Source organism: Devosia sp. J20-27 (assembly GCF_055808595.1).
The window spans coordinates 3,416,861-3,429,671 of the sequence record NZ_CM147875.1; the positions used below are offsets into that span (position 1 = coordinate 3,416,861).

General features: G+C 65.7%; 16 protein-coding genes. 6 read left to right on the forward strand and 10 right to left on the reverse strand.

What is annotated here, in order from left to right; translation table 11 throughout:
• The first annotated feature begins 2 nt into the window (after positions 1–2).
• On the forward strand, positions 3–842 hold the full coding sequence (gene rsmA, locus AC0L4C_RS16940; RefSeq protein ID WP_473403546.1) for a 16S rRNA (adenine(1518)-N(6)/adenine(1519)-N(6))-dimethyltransferase RsmA: 840 nt from the start codon (positions 3–5) through the stop codon (positions 840–842).
• On the forward strand, positions 842–1,201 hold the full coding sequence (locus AC0L4C_RS16945) for a hypothetical protein (protein ID WP_473400882.1): 360 nt from the start codon (positions 842–844) through the stop codon (positions 1,199–1,201). Before rsmA ends, AC0L4C_RS16945 begins: the two co-directional genes overlap by 1 nt.
• Before the next feature lie 66 nt (positions 1,202–1,267).
• Here the strand turns inward: AC0L4C_RS16945 and gmk are convergent, their stop codons facing one another.
• The 8 genes from gmk to AC0L4C_RS16985 form a co-directional block, all read right to left on the reverse strand.
• The gene (gene gmk / locus AC0L4C_RS16950; protein ID WP_473400884.1) at positions 1,268–1,906 is read right to left on the reverse strand and encodes a guanylate kinase; all 639 of its coding nucleotides are present in this window, start codon (positions 1,904–1,906) and stop codon (positions 1,268–1,270) included.
• Between the two features lie 60 nt (positions 1,907–1,966).
• Positions 1,967–2,860, reverse strand: a complete 894-nt coding sequence (locus AC0L4C_RS16955; RefSeq protein ID WP_473400885.1) for a YicC/YloC family endoribonuclease — start codon at positions 2,858–2,860, stop codon at positions 1,967–1,969.
• Complete coding sequence (mltG, locus tag AC0L4C_RS16960; RefSeq protein WP_473400886.1) at positions 2,860–3,996, reverse strand: endolytic transglycosylase MltG; 1,137 nt, start codon at positions 3,994–3,996, stop codon at positions 2,860–2,862. Before mltG ends, AC0L4C_RS16955 begins: the two co-directional genes overlap by 1 nt.
• A gap of 67 nt (positions 3,997–4,063) precedes the next feature.
• Positions 4,064–5,332: a beta-ketoacyl-ACP synthase II gene (gene fabF, locus AC0L4C_RS16965; protein WP_473400887.1), complete on the reverse strand. Its 1,269-nt coding sequence runs from the start codon at positions 5,330–5,332 to the stop codon at positions 4,064–4,066.
• A gap of 29 nt (positions 5,333–5,361) precedes the next feature.
• A complete protein-coding gene (locus AC0L4C_RS16970; protein ID WP_473400888.1) occupies positions 5,362–5,598 on the reverse strand; it encodes an acyl carrier protein in 237 nt (78 codons plus the stop codon).
• 268 nt (positions 5,599–5,866) lie between these two features.
• Positions 5,867–6,604 carry a 3-oxoacyl-[acyl-carrier-protein] reductase gene (gene fabG / locus AC0L4C_RS16975; RefSeq protein ID WP_473400889.1) on the reverse strand — a complete coding sequence of 246 codons (738 nt, stop codon included), beginning with the start codon at positions 6,602–6,604 and terminating at the stop codon, positions 5,867–5,869.
• Positions 6,605–6,614: 10 nt separating this feature from the next.
• Positions 6,615–7,565, reverse strand: a complete 951-nt coding sequence (fabD, locus tag AC0L4C_RS16980) for an ACP S-malonyltransferase (protein WP_473400890.1) — start codon at positions 7,563–7,565, stop codon at positions 6,615–6,617.
• A 153-nt stretch (positions 7,566–7,718) separates the two neighbouring features.
• On the reverse strand, positions 7,719–8,657 hold the full coding sequence (locus AC0L4C_RS16985) for a threonine/serine dehydratase (RefSeq protein WP_473400891.1): 939 nt from the start codon (positions 8,655–8,657) through the stop codon (positions 7,719–7,721).
• A gap of 344 nt (positions 8,658–9,001) precedes the next feature.
• Here AC0L4C_RS16985 and rpsF point away from each other — a divergent pair, with 344 nt between their 5' ends.
• The 3 genes from rpsF (at position 9,002) to rplI (ending at position 10,412) form a co-directional block, all read left to right on the forward strand.
• Positions 9,002–9,397: a 30S ribosomal protein S6 gene (gene rpsF, locus AC0L4C_RS16990; protein ID WP_473400892.1), complete on the forward strand. Its 396-nt coding sequence runs from the start codon at positions 9,002–9,004 to the stop codon at positions 9,395–9,397.
• Positions 9,398–9,418: 21 nt separating this feature from the next.
• Complete coding sequence (rpsR, locus tag AC0L4C_RS16995) at positions 9,419–9,673, forward strand: 30S ribosomal protein S18 (protein ID WP_473400893.1); 255 nt, start codon at positions 9,419–9,421, stop codon at positions 9,671–9,673.
• Between the two features lie 160 nt (positions 9,674–9,833).
• Complete coding sequence (gene rplI / locus AC0L4C_RS17000; RefSeq protein ID WP_473400894.1) at positions 9,834–10,412, forward strand: 50S ribosomal protein L9; 579 nt, start codon at positions 9,834–9,836, stop codon at positions 10,410–10,412.
• Between the two features lie 71 nt (positions 10,413–10,483).
• On the opposite strand, the gene AC0L4C_RS17005 is transcribed toward rplI, so the two are convergent.
• Positions 10,484–11,017 (reverse strand): cytochrome b, encoded by a 534-nt coding sequence (locus tag AC0L4C_RS17005; RefSeq protein WP_473400895.1) that lies wholly within the window; start codon positions 11,015–11,017, stop codon positions 10,484–10,486.
• A 69-nt stretch (positions 11,018–11,086) separates the two neighbouring features.
• On the opposite strand from AC0L4C_RS17005, the gene AC0L4C_RS17010 reads away from it, so the two are divergent.
• Positions 11,087–11,527 (forward strand): MarR family winged helix-turn-helix transcriptional regulator, encoded by a 441-nt coding sequence (locus AC0L4C_RS17010; protein WP_473400896.1) that lies wholly within the window; start codon positions 11,087–11,089, stop codon positions 11,525–11,527.
• Between the two features lie 16 nt (positions 11,528–11,543).
• Here the strand turns inward: AC0L4C_RS17010 and AC0L4C_RS17015 are convergent, their stop codons facing one another.
• Entirely contained in the window at positions 11,544–12,803 is a 1,260-nt protein-coding gene (locus AC0L4C_RS17015; protein ID WP_473400897.1) for a DUF2254 domain-containing protein, read from the reverse strand.
• Between the last annotated feature and the right edge of the window lie 8 nt (positions 12,804–12,811).

A 12,811-nucleotide genomic window follows, 5' to 3' on the forward strand; every position in this document is an offset into this window, starting at 1 on the left:
GCATGCAGATCGACAACCTTCCCCCGCTTCGCGAGGTCATCGCCACTCACGGGCTACAGGCCAAGAAGCAGCTCGGGCAGAATTTCCTGCTCGACCTGAACCTGACCGCCCGCATTGCCCGCGCCTCTGGCCGGCTCGAGGGCATGACGGTGATCGAGGTCGGCCCGGGTCCCGGCGGGCTGACGCGCGCGCTGCTGGCCGGCGGCGCCAATAAGGTGATCGCCATCGAACGCGACGAGCGCGCCCTGCCCGCCCTTGCCGAAATCGCCGCCGCCTATCCGGGCCGGCTCGAGGTGATTTCGGGCGACGCCATGCAGACCGATTACCGCGCCCTGGCTGACGGGCCGACACGGATCGTTGCCAACCTGCCCTACAATATCGGCACCGAACTGCTGACCGGCTGGCTGACCAGCGAGCCGTGGCCGCCGTTCTTCGAGAGCCTGACGCTGATGTTCCAGCGCGAGGTGGCCGAGCGCATCGTGGCAAAACCCGGCGACAAGCCGTTCGGGCGGCTGGGGGTGCTGTGCGGCTGGCGGACGGAGGCGCGGATCATGTTCAACGTCGACCGCAATGCCTTCACCCCGCCTCCCAGCGTCACGTCGTCGGTGGTGCATCTCAAGCCGAAGGCCATCGAGGCAACGCCCAAAGTGGCGCGGCTCGAGGAGGTGACCCGGTCCGCCTTCGGGCAGCGGCGCAAGATGGTGCGTCAAAGCCTCAAGTCCCTTGGCTTGCCTGTGCCGGACCTGCTGGAGGCCGCGGGATTGCGGGGCGACGAGCGGGCCGAGGACCTGCCGATCAGCGCCTTCCTCGATATCGCCAGAGCGGTGGAGACGCGGCGCTAGTGGGCGGGGTGTTCGCCATCGCGCTGGCGCTGCTGAGCTTTCTGGTGCCGATGGCGGTTCCGCTGTTTGCCATGCGCTGGCGGACGCTGCTGATGATCATCGGCGGCGGCGTGCTGTTTTTCGGCTGGATGACGCTGGAAATGTCGACGCCGGGAACCATTCCATCGGCCGTCGGGGCATTTCTGGGCGGGCTGATGCTGTTCGGCTTTGCCGCGGGAGTTATCGCCCGGTCCGTGGGGCTGCTCGGGAGACGGCGAGATGCAGCCGACGACGGCGGGTCACCGGATGGCCAACCCAGCGAGTCTTCGGGAGATCCTGCGGGCTCGAAAGATGGATCCTCGGGTCAGGCCCGAGGATGAGGGTGGCTGGGGTGGTGACTATAGACGGGGACCGAGAGCGGACTGGAGCCGGAGCCCGGCTACCTGTCAGATTGAATCAATCTGCGCCTGCAAGTCCCTGACGAAATTGTCCAATTGGCCGAGGCGGTCGCGGCGCAGACGTGCCGCGGCGAGGATGGTGCGGACCTTCTGCGTCGAATCCTCGAGGTCCTCGTTGACGATGACGTAGTCATACTCGCCATAGTGCTCCATCTCGATGCGGGCGTTTTTCAGCCGCTTGTCGATGGTGCCCCTGGAATCCTGGGCGCGGCGTTCGAGACGGGCGCGCAGTTCCTTGATCGAGGGCGGCAGGATGAAGACCGTCACCATGTCCTGACGGCATTTCTCGTAGAGCTGCAGCGTCCCCTGATAGTCGATGTCGAAAAGGATATCGCGTCCGGCCGCCAGCTGCTCCTCAACGCGGGCGCGCGGCGTGCCGTAGTAGTTATCATGCACCCGCGCCCACTCGAGCAGTTCGCCATCGTCGCGCATGCGGGTGAAGGTCACCTCGTCGAGGAAGTGGTAGTGGACGCCGTCCTTCTCGTCGGTCCGGCGGGCCCGGGTGGTGGCCGAGACCGACAGCCCGATATGCGGGTCCTGGCCGAACAGGGTCCGGGTGATCGACGACTTGCCTGCCCCGGACGGGGAGGCGAGCACCAACATGACGCCGCGACGCGGAAAGTTCATTTCAGGATCATGCCCCTCTGGGCTGCCGGACCTGCGCGTGTGCGGAGATCGGCCGCCACTCTACTCGATGTTCTGGACCTGCTCGCGCAACTGGTCGATGACCGCCTTGAGGTCAAGCCCGATGCTGGTCAGGTCCACGGCGTTGGACTTCGAGCACAGGGTATTCGCCTCGCGGTTAAATTCCTGTGACAGGAAATCGAGCTTGCGACCGACCGGGCCGCCGGCGGCGAGCAATTGCCGGGCGGACGCGATATGGGCCGTCAGCCGGTCGAGCTCTTCGCGGATGTCGGCCTTGGTGGCCAGCAGCAGGGCTTCCTGCGCCAGGCGTTCCTCGGAAACACCGGAATTGGCGGCGCTCAGATCGGCGATCTGCTGGCGCAGACGCTCGAGGATAACCTCGCGGCTGCGGCCCGGATGGGCCTCCGCGGCGCGCGTCAGGGTCTCGATCTCATCGATGCGGTCGGAGAGGACCGAGGTCAGGCGCGCGCCTTCAGCCTTGCGGGCACTCACCAGGTCGAGCAGCGCCGCGTCCATGGCGGCGAGAACCGCGGCATGGAGCTCTTCCTCGGCCTCGGCGGTCATCGGGCTGTCGCGCTGCTCCAGCACGCCGCGGAGGCCCAGGATGCCTTCCGGCGAGGGCTTCCGGAGGTCGAGACGCTGGTCCAGGTCGGCAATGGCGGTCAGGACGGCCTCAAGCGCCTCCTGGTTGACCAGCACCGGGCCGCCGTCGCCGAGCCGCTCGACATTGAGCGAGAGGGTGATCGAGCCGCGGGTGAGCGACTGGTTGATACGGCGGCGCAGCTCGGCATCGAGGCTGTCGAAACCGGGCGCCAGGCGCATGCGGATATCGAGACCACGGGCGTTGACCGACTTGATCTCGAGACCGAAGTTGACACCCGATGCGCCGCCGCCGGCCCGGGCGTAGCCGGTCATGCTGGCGAGCGGCCTCGTCATTATTGCGGAGTCGCCGCGCCGTCGGTGGCGGTGTCGTCCTTGGCCGCCTCGGTCGCCTCGAGGGCCTCCTTGGCGCTTTCCGCCTCGGCTTCGGCGCTGGCCTTGCGGTAGGCGGCGACGTTCTTGCGGTGCTCCGCATAGGTGGCAGCAAACAGGTGGCCATCGCCCGGGTTGGCCGTCCTGGCAACGAAGTAGAGGTCTTTGGTCTCGGCCGGATGGGCAACAGCGGTCAGTGCCTCGACGCCCGGGTTGGCGATCGGACCGACGGGCAAGCCATCGATCTGATAGGTGTTGTAGTCGGTCCTCGCCTCGATTTCCGACTTCCGGATGGGCCGGTCGAGCTTCCCGACGCCCTGGATGATGCCATAGATGATGGTCGGGTCCGACTGCAGGCGCATGTTCTTTCTGAGCCGGTTGATGAACACGGCAGCGACCTGCGGCCGCTCGGAAGCGACGCCGGTTTCCTTTTCGACGACGGAAGCGAGAGTCACCAGTTCGTCAGGCGACTTGATGACGCCGCCCTCACCACAGACCGTCGGATCGCAGCCGGCGTAGATCTCGGCCAGCTTCTCGGTCATGGCCGTCTGCATGGCAGCGAGCACTTCGCTGCGCGGCATGCCGCGGTCATAGTCATAGCTGCCCGGCAGGACGGAGCCTTCCTCGGGCGTTGCCGGCGGCTCGCCGGTCAGGTCCGGGTGCTGGGCGAGGCGGTCGGCGACCTGCCAGGACGTCCAGCCTTCGGGGATGACAACGGCGAGCAGGATGGGCTTGCCCTCGGTCAGTTCCTTGAGGATGTCGGCCATGGAATAGTCGGCCTTGAGGATGAACTCGCCGGCCTTGATCTGGCTCTGCTTCTTGAGCGCCCAGGAGCCGATCTGGAAGATGTACTTGTTGTCGACGAGCCCCTGCTCCTCGAGGCGCTCGGCAATGCTGCCGAGCCGGGCGCCCTTTTCGACGACGAAGTTGGTGTCAGCCTTGACCGCACCCTGCGAATAGAAGGCGTTGGCGCCGTAAAAGAACACGCCGCCGGCAACGACAAGGCCCAGCACCAGCAGGGTCAGCAGGCCGTTGAGGATATCGAGGAAGCCACCACGACGGCGGCGGCGCTGGCGCTTTTCTTTCCGGTCGGCAGACATAGCGGAACGCCCTCCTGGCGCGGCACGAAACGAGTCACACGGCTGCGGGGCTGCGGCGCCCGCGGGGTCAATATGCCTTGCGGAAGATCAGCGAGGCATTGGTGCCGCCAAAGCCGAAGGAATTGGAGAGCGCGACGTCGATCTCCTTTTTCAGCGGCGTGTGCGGTACCAGATTGATCACGGACTCGACCGAGGGGTTGTCGAGGTTGAGGGTTGGCGGCGCCACGCTGTCGCGCATGGCGAGCAGCGAGAAGATGGCCTCCACTGCGCCGGCAGCCCCGAGCAGGTGGCCAATGGCCGACTTGGTCGAGGACATGGCTGCGCCGGAGGCGGCATCGCCGAGCAGCCGGGTGACGGCGCCCAGTTCGATTTCGTCACCCAGCGGCGTCGAGGTGCCGTGGGCATTGATGTAGTCGATGTCGCCGGGCGCAATGCCGGCGCGCTTGACCGCCGCGGACATAGCGCGGAAGCCGCCGTCGCCGTCCTCGGACGGGGCGGTGATGTGGTAGGCGTCGCCGGACATGCCATAACCCACGACTTCGCCGTAGATCCTGGCGCCACGGGCCTTGGCCCGCTCGTATTCCTCGAGCACCAGCACGCCGGCGCCCTCGCCCATGACAAAGCCGTCGCGGTCCTTGTCGTAGGGACGCGAGGCGGCCTGCGGGTTGTCGTTGAAACCGGTGGAGAGGGCGCGGCAGGCAGCAAAGCCGGCCAGCGCGATGCGGTTGACGCAGGATTCCGCGCCGCCCGCCACCATCACATCGGCATCGCCCATGGCGATAATGCGCCAGCTGTCGCCGATCGCATGCGCGCCAGTCGAACAGGCCGTCACCACCGAGTGGTTCGGGCCCTTCAGGCCGAAGCGAATGGAGACGTAGCCAGAAGCAAGATTGATGAGACGCCCGGGGATGAAGAACGGGCTGATGCGGCGCGGGCCCTTCTCGTGCAGGATCACCGAGGTCTCGTAGATGCCGCCCAGACCGCCGATGCCGGAGCCGATCAGGGTCCCTGTCCGCTCGGCATCATCCTGGGTAACCGGTTCGACGCCGGCGTCGTCGATGGCCTGCTTGGCAGCAGCCATGGCATAGACGATGAAGGGATCAACCTTGCGCTGATCCTTCACGTCCATCCAGTCGTCGGCGTTGAACTTGCCCTCGGCGGTGTCGCCGATGGGCACGCGGTGCGCAATCTGGCAGGCGATATCGTCGACCTGGAAGTCGTCGATCCGCCTGGCGCCGCTCTTGCCGGCCAGGATGTTTGCCCATGTGGGTTCGATACCGCAGCCCAGCGGACTGACGATCCCCATCCCGGTGACGACGACGCGACGTAGTTCCATATGGATATCAGCCGGTTAGCGGACCGAAATCAGCCGACGGCCTTGGTCAGGAACGAAACGGCGTCGCCGAAGGTCTGGATCGATTCAGCAGCATCGTCCGGGATCTCGACCGAGAACTCTTCCTCGAATGCCATCACCAGCTCGACCTGATCGAGCGAGTCGGCACCCAGATCGTCGATGAAGCTGGCCTTTTCGACGACTTTTTCTGCATCGACATTGAGGTGCTCGACGACGATCTTGCGGACGCGATCAGCGATATCGCTCATGTTTGACTTCCCTTTTACCAGACTGGTTCGTTGATGTTTGTTGGCCGTGTGCCAAGAGGATTTGCATTAACCCCGCGGCTCCGCAAGGCAGACTGTAGGCGCGCCGACTATCCCTCGCAAGACAGGCGGGTGCCCAGTTCAGCGGCGGACGTAACACACTTCTCTGGCATTTGCCATATTGTGAAATGCGCTCTCCAATGCCGGGTTTCCGGGCTCCTGCACGCGGTTGGACGACGCTGCTCCTGTAACGAAACACGCGCCGCCGGGTTCAAAGCATGACCATGCCGCCGTTGACGTTGAGGGTATGGCCGGTGATGTAGCTGGACTTATTGGACGCAAGGAAGACGGTCGTCGCCGCCACTTCCTCGGCAGTTCCGAGACGGCCCGCCGGGACCTTGGCGAGGATGGCGTCCTTCTGCTTGTCGTTGAGTTCCTCGGTCATCGACGAGGCGATGAAGCCCGGGGCGATGGTGTTGACGGTGATATTGCGCGAGGCGACTTCATAGGCCAGGGCCTTGGACATGCCGATCAGGCCGGCCTTGGAGGCGGCGTAGTTGCCCTGCCCAGGATTGCCGACGACGCCGACCACCGAGGTGATGCCGATGATGCGGCCGAAGCGCTGCTTCATCATGCCGCGCAGCACGGCGCGGCTGAGATGGAAGGCGGCGGTGAGGTTGACCTTGATGACCTCGTCCCACTCCTCATCCTTCATGCGCATGAAGAGATTGTCGCGGGTGATGCCGGCATTGTTGACGAGAATGTCGATGCCGCCCATGGCGGCCTCGGCCTTGGGCACCAGCTGGTCGACCTCGGCCATGTCCGAGAGATTGCAGGGGATGATGACCTGCTCGCCGTCCATGTCGTGCGCCGTCGCTTCGAGGGCCGACAGGCGGGTGCCGCTCAGGGCGACAGTGGCGCCGGCCTTGCCGAGGGCCTTGGCGATCTCCCGGCCGATGCCGCCGGATGCGCCAGTGACGAGCGCCCGTTTACCTGAAAGATCAAACATCTAGGCGCTCCTAAAGAGAAAGAGATTCAATGAAGGCATCGACATCGGCAGGGGCGCCGATGGAGACCGCGGCAACGTCGGGATTGATGCGGCGGGCGAGACCGGAGAGCACCTTGCCGGAGCCGAGCTCGACCAGTTCGGTGACGCCACCCGGGCCGGTCATCCACTGCACGCATTCGGTCCAGCGCACCATGCCGGTGACCTGCTCGACGAGGCGCTTGCGGATTTCATCGGGGTCCGAGATCGGCTGGGCCAGCACGTTGGCGACGACCGGGACAACCGGCGCCTGCATGGCGACGCCGGCGAGTGCCGCCTCCATGGCGTCAGCGGCGGGGCGCATCAGTGCGCAGTGGAACGGCGCGCTGACCGGCAGCGGCAGGGCACGCTTGGCGCCGGCGGCCTTGAGGGCCTCGATGGCGCGGGCGACGGCGCCGGCGTGGCCGGAGATCACCACCTGGCCAGGGGCATTGTCATTGGCAACGCCACAGACCTCGCCATCGCTGGCAGCGGTTGCGGCGGCGAGCACGGTTTCGAGATCGAGCCCGAGGATGGCCGCCATGGCGCCCTGCCCGACTGGCACAGCCTGCTGCATGGCCTGACCCCGGATCCTGAGCAGCCGTGCGGCGTCGCCCAGACTGAAGGCACCGGCCGCGGCCAGTGCCGAATACTCGCCGAGCGAATGACCGGCGACATAGGCGGCATGATCGGCGAGAGCAGCGCCGCGGGCGGCGAGCACGCGGGTGACGGCCACCGAAACGGCCATCAGTGCCGGCTGGGCGTTCTCGGTGAGGCGCAGCGCGTCGTCGGGGCCTTCGAACATGATGGTCGAGAGCTTCTGGCCGAGTGCGTCATCGACTTCGGCAAAGACATTGCGGGCTTCCTGGTAGGCATCGGCGAGATCCTTGCCCATGCCGACAGCCTGGCTCCCCTGCCCGGGGAAGGTAAACGCGCGCTTGGCCATGATGCCTCCCGTTTTCCGTCGAGACTAGGCCGCGGGCGCGGCTCCGTCCAGTTGGGCGCGCCAAGTGCCGGAGGGGTGCGGCAAAGTCAAGGCAAGCCAGCCGATGACGGGAGTTCGCTCACAGCAAATGATGGCGGCAGGCGGCCGCTGTCCCTAGGCGAGGCTGGCCGGATTGGTATTGGCGCCACAGAGCACCACACCGACCCGCTCGCCGGGCGAAGGGACATAGCGGCCCGAGAGCAGCGCAGCGAGCGCGGCGGCACCGCCGGGCTCGGCAATGACGCGCAGGACGTCCCATAGGGCATGCTGCGCGGCCGTGATGGCGCCGTCGGACACCAGCACGGCGCGGTCGATCTGCGCGGCCAAAGCGAAGGTCGTGTCGCCGATGCGGCGGGCGCCGAGGCTGTCGGCGGCCACGCCGCTGACGGCGACATCCACCGGGGCTCCGGCGGCAAGGGCGCGTTCGAGGGTTGGGGCGGCTTCGGGCTCGACGCCGACAATATGGACGTCGCCACCAAACCAGGCCGCGGCGCCGCCGATGAGGCCTCCGCCGCCGACGGCAATCAGCACGGTATCGAGATCGGGCGCCTGCTCGGAGAGTTCCAGGGCCATGGTGCCCTGCCCGGCCACGGTTTCGAAGGCATCGTAGGCGTGCAGTTGCAGACCGCCATTGGTTTCGGCCCAGTCGCGGCTGGCGGCATAGGCTTCGGCGTAGCTGTCGCCGACAATGATGACCTCGGCGCCGTAGGACTTGATCCGCGCGAGCTTGGCCGGCGAGGAAATCGACGGCACGTAGATGCGGGCGGGATAGCCCAGCTTCTGCGCTGCATACGCGACTGCAGCGCCATGATTGCCTCCGGACGCCGCCACGACGCCCTGCTCGGCGCCAGGACGGCTCAGGATATTGTTGAAAGCACCACGGGCCTTGAAGGTGCCCGAGTGCTGCAGGAATTCAAGCTTGAAGGTCAGCGGCCCGCCGGCGAGTTCGAAGTCGGCAGCGTCGACCTCGATCACCGGCGTGCGGCGCACATGCGGACGGATCAGGGCTTCGGCGGCGACAATGTCGGATCGGGTGGGGATGCGGATGGCCATGGACAATCGTGGCACGTTCTCGAGTGTCTACCAAGGGCCTCGCTTGTTGGTGCTGGCCTTGCATTGAGCAACGCCACATCTCTGTGCGATACTCGTTTCGAGGGTAGACCTCAGGATCCAGCTTCTTACGCGCATCCCTTGCCAGTTGGACCCTTTTCCCCTATAGCCCGCCTCGTATTCGTTCGGCCGGGGGCTGAACGGAGGGTCGGCCGCTGCCGATAGGGACTTGTCCCGGCCTCCCGTGTTCCCGCTCTTTGCAAGACTGCTTTGGCGCCTTTCCGGCTTCAAAGGGGCTCCGCGCCGAAAGAGTACAGTGTGAAACCACTCGCAAAGGAAGGCGCTTCATGGCCCTCTACGAGCATATCTTTCTCGCCCGGCAGGACGTTTCCGCCCAGCAGGTCGAAGAACTGACCAACACCCTGACCGAGGTCCTGTCCCAGGGCGGCGGCAAGGTGACCAAGAACGAGTACTGGGGCCTCAAGTCGCTCTCGTACCGCATCAAGAAGAACCGCAAGGCACATTACAGCCTGCTCAACATCGACGCTCCGTCGGCCGCCGTGGCCGAAATGGAGCGCCAGATGCGCATCAACGAAGACATCCTGCGCTTCATGACCGTGCGCGTTGACGAGCTGGAAGAAGGCCCGTCGGCAATGATGCAGAAGCGCGATCGCGATGATGGCGATCGTCCGGGCGGCCGTGGCGGTTTCGACCGCGGCGAACGCCGTCCCCGCCGTTTCTAGTACTGGAAAGGATCATTTCCCATGGCCATTCGTGACCTGACCACTTCGCAGGCTCGCCGTCCCTTCCAGCGCCGGCGCAAGACCTGCCCGTTCTCGGGCGCCAACGCTCCCAAGATCGACTACAAGGACGTCCGCCTGCTGCAGCGCTACGTGTCCGAGCGCGGCAAGATCGTCCCCTCCCGCATCACTGCCGTGTCGGCGCTGAAGCAGCGTGAACTGGCCCGCGCCATCAAGCGCGCCCGCTTCATCGGCATCATGCCCTACGCCGTCAGCTAAGCTGCGGAACTGAACAAGGCGGTCAGCGCTGAAGAGCGCGCTGACTGTCTGCACTAAAAGGCGGCCAGCGCTGAAGAGCGCGCTGACTCGCCGTTGGAGTGCGAGATGGTCTCGCGCCCCTAACCGCCAATCCGGCGGGACAGCACAGAAAGAATCCAAGATGAAAGTCATTCTCCTCGAGCGCGTTGGCCGAATGGGCCATATCGGCGACGAAGTCACCGTCAAGGACGGCTTTGCCCGCAACTTCCTGCTGCCGCAGCAGAAGGCCCTGCGCGCCACCGAAGCCAACCGCGCCCGGTTCGAGCGCGATCGCGCCCAGATCGAGTCGCGCAACCAGGAACGTCGCGAGGCCGCAGCCGGCATTGCGACCGGTCTCAATGGCAAGGTGGTCGTCGTGATCCGCCAGGCCGGCGAAACCGGCCAGCTCTATGGTTCGGTCAGCTCGCGTGACATCGCCGATGCCCTGAGCACCGACGGCCAGACCGTTTCCCGTTCGCAGGTGGTTCTCGCCGATCCGATCAAGACCGTCGGCCTGCACACGGTGCCGCTGCACCTGCACGCCGAAGTCGACGTGACGGTCACCGTCAACGTGGCCCGCTCGGAAGACGAGGCCGCCCGTCAGGCCAAGGGTGAAGACCTCACGGTCAACACCTTTGACGATGAAGCAGCCGAGGAATTCGCTGCTGGCCAGGCCGAAGTCGGCTCAGCTGCCGAAGATGGTTACGGCGACGACGAATAAATCTGCTCCGGCAGACAGCAATGAAAAGGCCGGGAGCAATCCCGGCCTTTTTCTTTGTCTGGCGGATTGCCTCAGGGGCGACCGACGCCCATCCGCGCCAGCAGATTGTCGCGCAGCACGTACTGGTGCCAGAGGGCGGCGGCGACGTGCAGCACAAAGAGCAGCAGCAGGACCTTGCTCATCAGGCCGTGCGTGACGCGCGGCAGGAGGCCCGAGAAGTCGGGCAGCGGGCCGCCGCTAAGGATCGCCGGCAAGGCACCCGAGAGCACCGTGGTAGCGATGCCGCTGATGGCCATCAGGATCAGGATGGCATAGAGGCCAAGATGCACGGCGCGGGCGGCGATATGGCGCCAGGCCGGCTCGGCGGCGCTATGGGCCGGCGCCTTGTCGACCGCCCACCACCAGACAATGCGCAGCAGCGTCAGAACTAGGACGCTCAGCCCCAGCATGATGTGCACCAGCAGTACCGGCGCCTGCTGAGCGGTTGGCAGCAGGTCGGCGACGGCGAAGCCGGCGGCGAAAGCGAGGATGACGGCCGCAGCACTGGCCCAATGGATCAGAACGGCGACACTGCCATAACGGTCAGGTGTACTTCTGGCGACCATCTGGAAACTCCTTGCCCGGATATCACTTCCGTGATTTTGATAGCATACTATGCAAATCAATAGCAAGCTATGAACTATCAGCGCGAACGATCAGCTGGTTATCTCAGCAACTGGGCGGCGCGGCTGTTCATTCGAGCGGTCGAGCGGCGGCTGGCGGGTGGCTCGGCGGGCTGCATGCCGGTGTTCTTTGCACTGACCGATGGCTCGGGCATGACCCAGAAGCAGCTGGCGCTCTATGCCGCCGTCGAACAACCGACCATGGCCAACACGCTGGCACGGATGGAGCGGGACGGCTTGATCCTGCGGCAGCCGTCGCCCAGCGACCGGCGCAGTTCGGTGATCCGCCTGTCTCCGGCCGGGCAGCAGCGGGCGGACGTGGCGTTCAAGGCCGCATTCGAGACCAATGATCTGGCGCTATCGGGGCTCGATGCAGCCGAGCGCGAGGCGTTCCTGGACATGCTCAAACGGGTCATTGCGGCACTGGACGCGGATCCAATGGGCCAGTCCTGACGCCCTGCCCCGCGGCTCAGGCCTGCGCGAGGCGCGCCAGATCGCGGACCCGCTCCTTGTCGCTCTCCAGCGGCAGCGCCGCTTCAGCGCGTTCGAGTGCGATGCGGGACATGTGGCGGGCGGACAGACGAAAGGGTTCGTTGCCGACACTGGCGAGGATGCGCAGGGCTTTTTGCAGCCGGATCTGCACTTCCACCTTGTCGGCGCCATCGCGGGCGATCATCGAGAAGGCGTCGTCGAAGAGATCGTCGTCCCGGATCGGGGGAACGAAGATCAGCGGGCACTTGAGTTCCCTGGATTCCTCCGTCGGCGGCTTTGCCCATTCGAGCATCAGCCGCAGCTGACGGCCAATGACGTCTATTGCAGTACCGGAATCGTTGATGCCCGGCGACAGCGCGCGCGAGGCGATCTCGCTCAGCACGATCAGGCCAAAGCGCGGGTCCTGATCGTAGGTGCGCTCCTTGGCGATCGTCACCGCGCTGCGCAGGGCCTCCTGGCGATCCTCCATCTCGCATTCATCAGCCCCGTCGATCCAGCCGATCTTGCGGCCGGGATGGGCAAAGGTGCCCGGCAGGACGGCAAGGTACACCCGCGCCTTGTTGCGATTGCACCAGCTCTGCAGCGCGCCGGCATCGATATGCTGGACATAGCCGGCGCTGGTCGCCTCGATGCCCATGGCGCTCTGCGGCACCTGCAACTTGGCATCGACCAGAGGGTGACCGCCGAGACAGGGTGTCATGAGCCTTGCATCGATCGCCTTGAGCGCGGCGCGTTCGACCAGGCTGGTCGTCTCCCCTACCCGGCCGAGGCCGTTGACGTGCTCGATCCAGCGCAGCAGCGTCGCGACGATGACGCCCAGGGTGACGACGAAGAGCACGATGCGCCCCGTCTGGCCGTAGCCCTCGATGCTGAGGGTGACAATGCCGACGAGGCTGAAGAGGAACGAACCGATGAAGGTCGAGAGCACGTTCTGCGAGGTGGAATCGCGGCGCAGCAGGCGGGTGGCGCGCGGCGTCACGTTCGAACTGGCGGCGCTGTAGGCGGAGATCATCACGCCGAGCGAGAAGGTGGTGACGGCGAGCATGCTGCTGGCCAGGACGTTGAGCACCGTGCCCACCGAGTCGGCGCCGATGACGTCGCCGACTTCCCAGGGGGTGAATGTCTCGGCCAATACGCCGAGCAGCGCCGTCGCCACGCCGACGGCGGCAAACAGCGTGGCGCGGACCCATAGCCGGGCGGTGAACTGCTCCAGGAGCCAGCGCCACTTCGAAATCATGCGTTTCC

Coding starts and splice junctions, on each gene's coding strand:
- rsmA (WP_473403546.1), top strand. CDS start 3: ATGCAGATCGACAACCTTCCCCCGCTTCGCGAGGTCATCGCCACTCAC.
- gmk (WP_473400884.1), bottom strand. CDS start 1,906: ATGAACTTTCCGCGTCGCGGCGTCATGTTGGTGCTCGCCTCCCCGTCC.
- AC0L4C_RS16955 (WP_473400885.1), bottom strand. CDS start 2,860: ATGACGAGGCCGCTCGCCAGCATGACCGGCTACGCCCGGGCCGGCGGC.
- mltG (WP_473400886.1), bottom strand. CDS start 3,996: ATGTCTGCCGACCGGAAAGAAAAGCGCCAGCGCCGCCGCCGTCGTGGT.
- fabF (WP_473400887.1), bottom strand. CDS start 5,332: ATGGAACTACGTCGCGTCGTCGTCACCGGGATGGGGATCGTCAGTCCG.
- AC0L4C_RS16970 (WP_473400888.1), bottom strand. CDS start 5,598: ATGAGCGATATCGCTGATCGCGTCCGCAAGATCGTCGTCGAGCACCTC.
- fabG (WP_473400889.1), bottom strand. CDS start 6,604: ATGTTTGATCTTTCAGGTAAACGGGCGCTCGTCACTGGCGCATCCGGC.
- fabD (WP_473400890.1), bottom strand. CDS start 7,565: ATGGCCAAGCGCGCGTTTACCTTCCCCGGGCAGGGGAGCCAGGCTGTC.
- AC0L4C_RS16985 (WP_473400891.1), bottom strand. CDS start 8,657: ATGGCCATCCGCATCCCCACCCGATCCGACATTGTCGCCGCCGAAGCC.
- rpsF (WP_473400892.1), top strand. CDS start 9,002: ATGGCCCTCTACGAGCATATCTTTCTCGCCCGGCAGGACGTTTCCGCC.
- rpsR (WP_473400893.1), top strand. CDS start 9,419: ATGGCCATTCGTGACCTGACCACTTCGCAGGCTCGCCGTCCCTTCCAG.
- rplI (WP_473400894.1), top strand. CDS start 9,834: ATGAAAGTCATTCTCCTCGAGCGCGTTGGCCGAATGGGCCATATCGGC.
- AC0L4C_RS17005 (WP_473400895.1), bottom strand. CDS start 11,017: ATGGTCGCCAGAAGTACACCTGACCGTTATGGCAGTGTCGCCGTTCTG.
- AC0L4C_RS17010 (WP_473400896.1), top strand. CDS start 11,087: ATGAACTATCAGCGCGAACGATCAGCTGGTTATCTCAGCAACTGGGCG.
- AC0L4C_RS17015 (WP_473400897.1), bottom strand. CDS start 12,803: ATGATTTCGAAGTGGCGCTGGCTCCTGGAGCAGTTCACCGCCCGGCTA.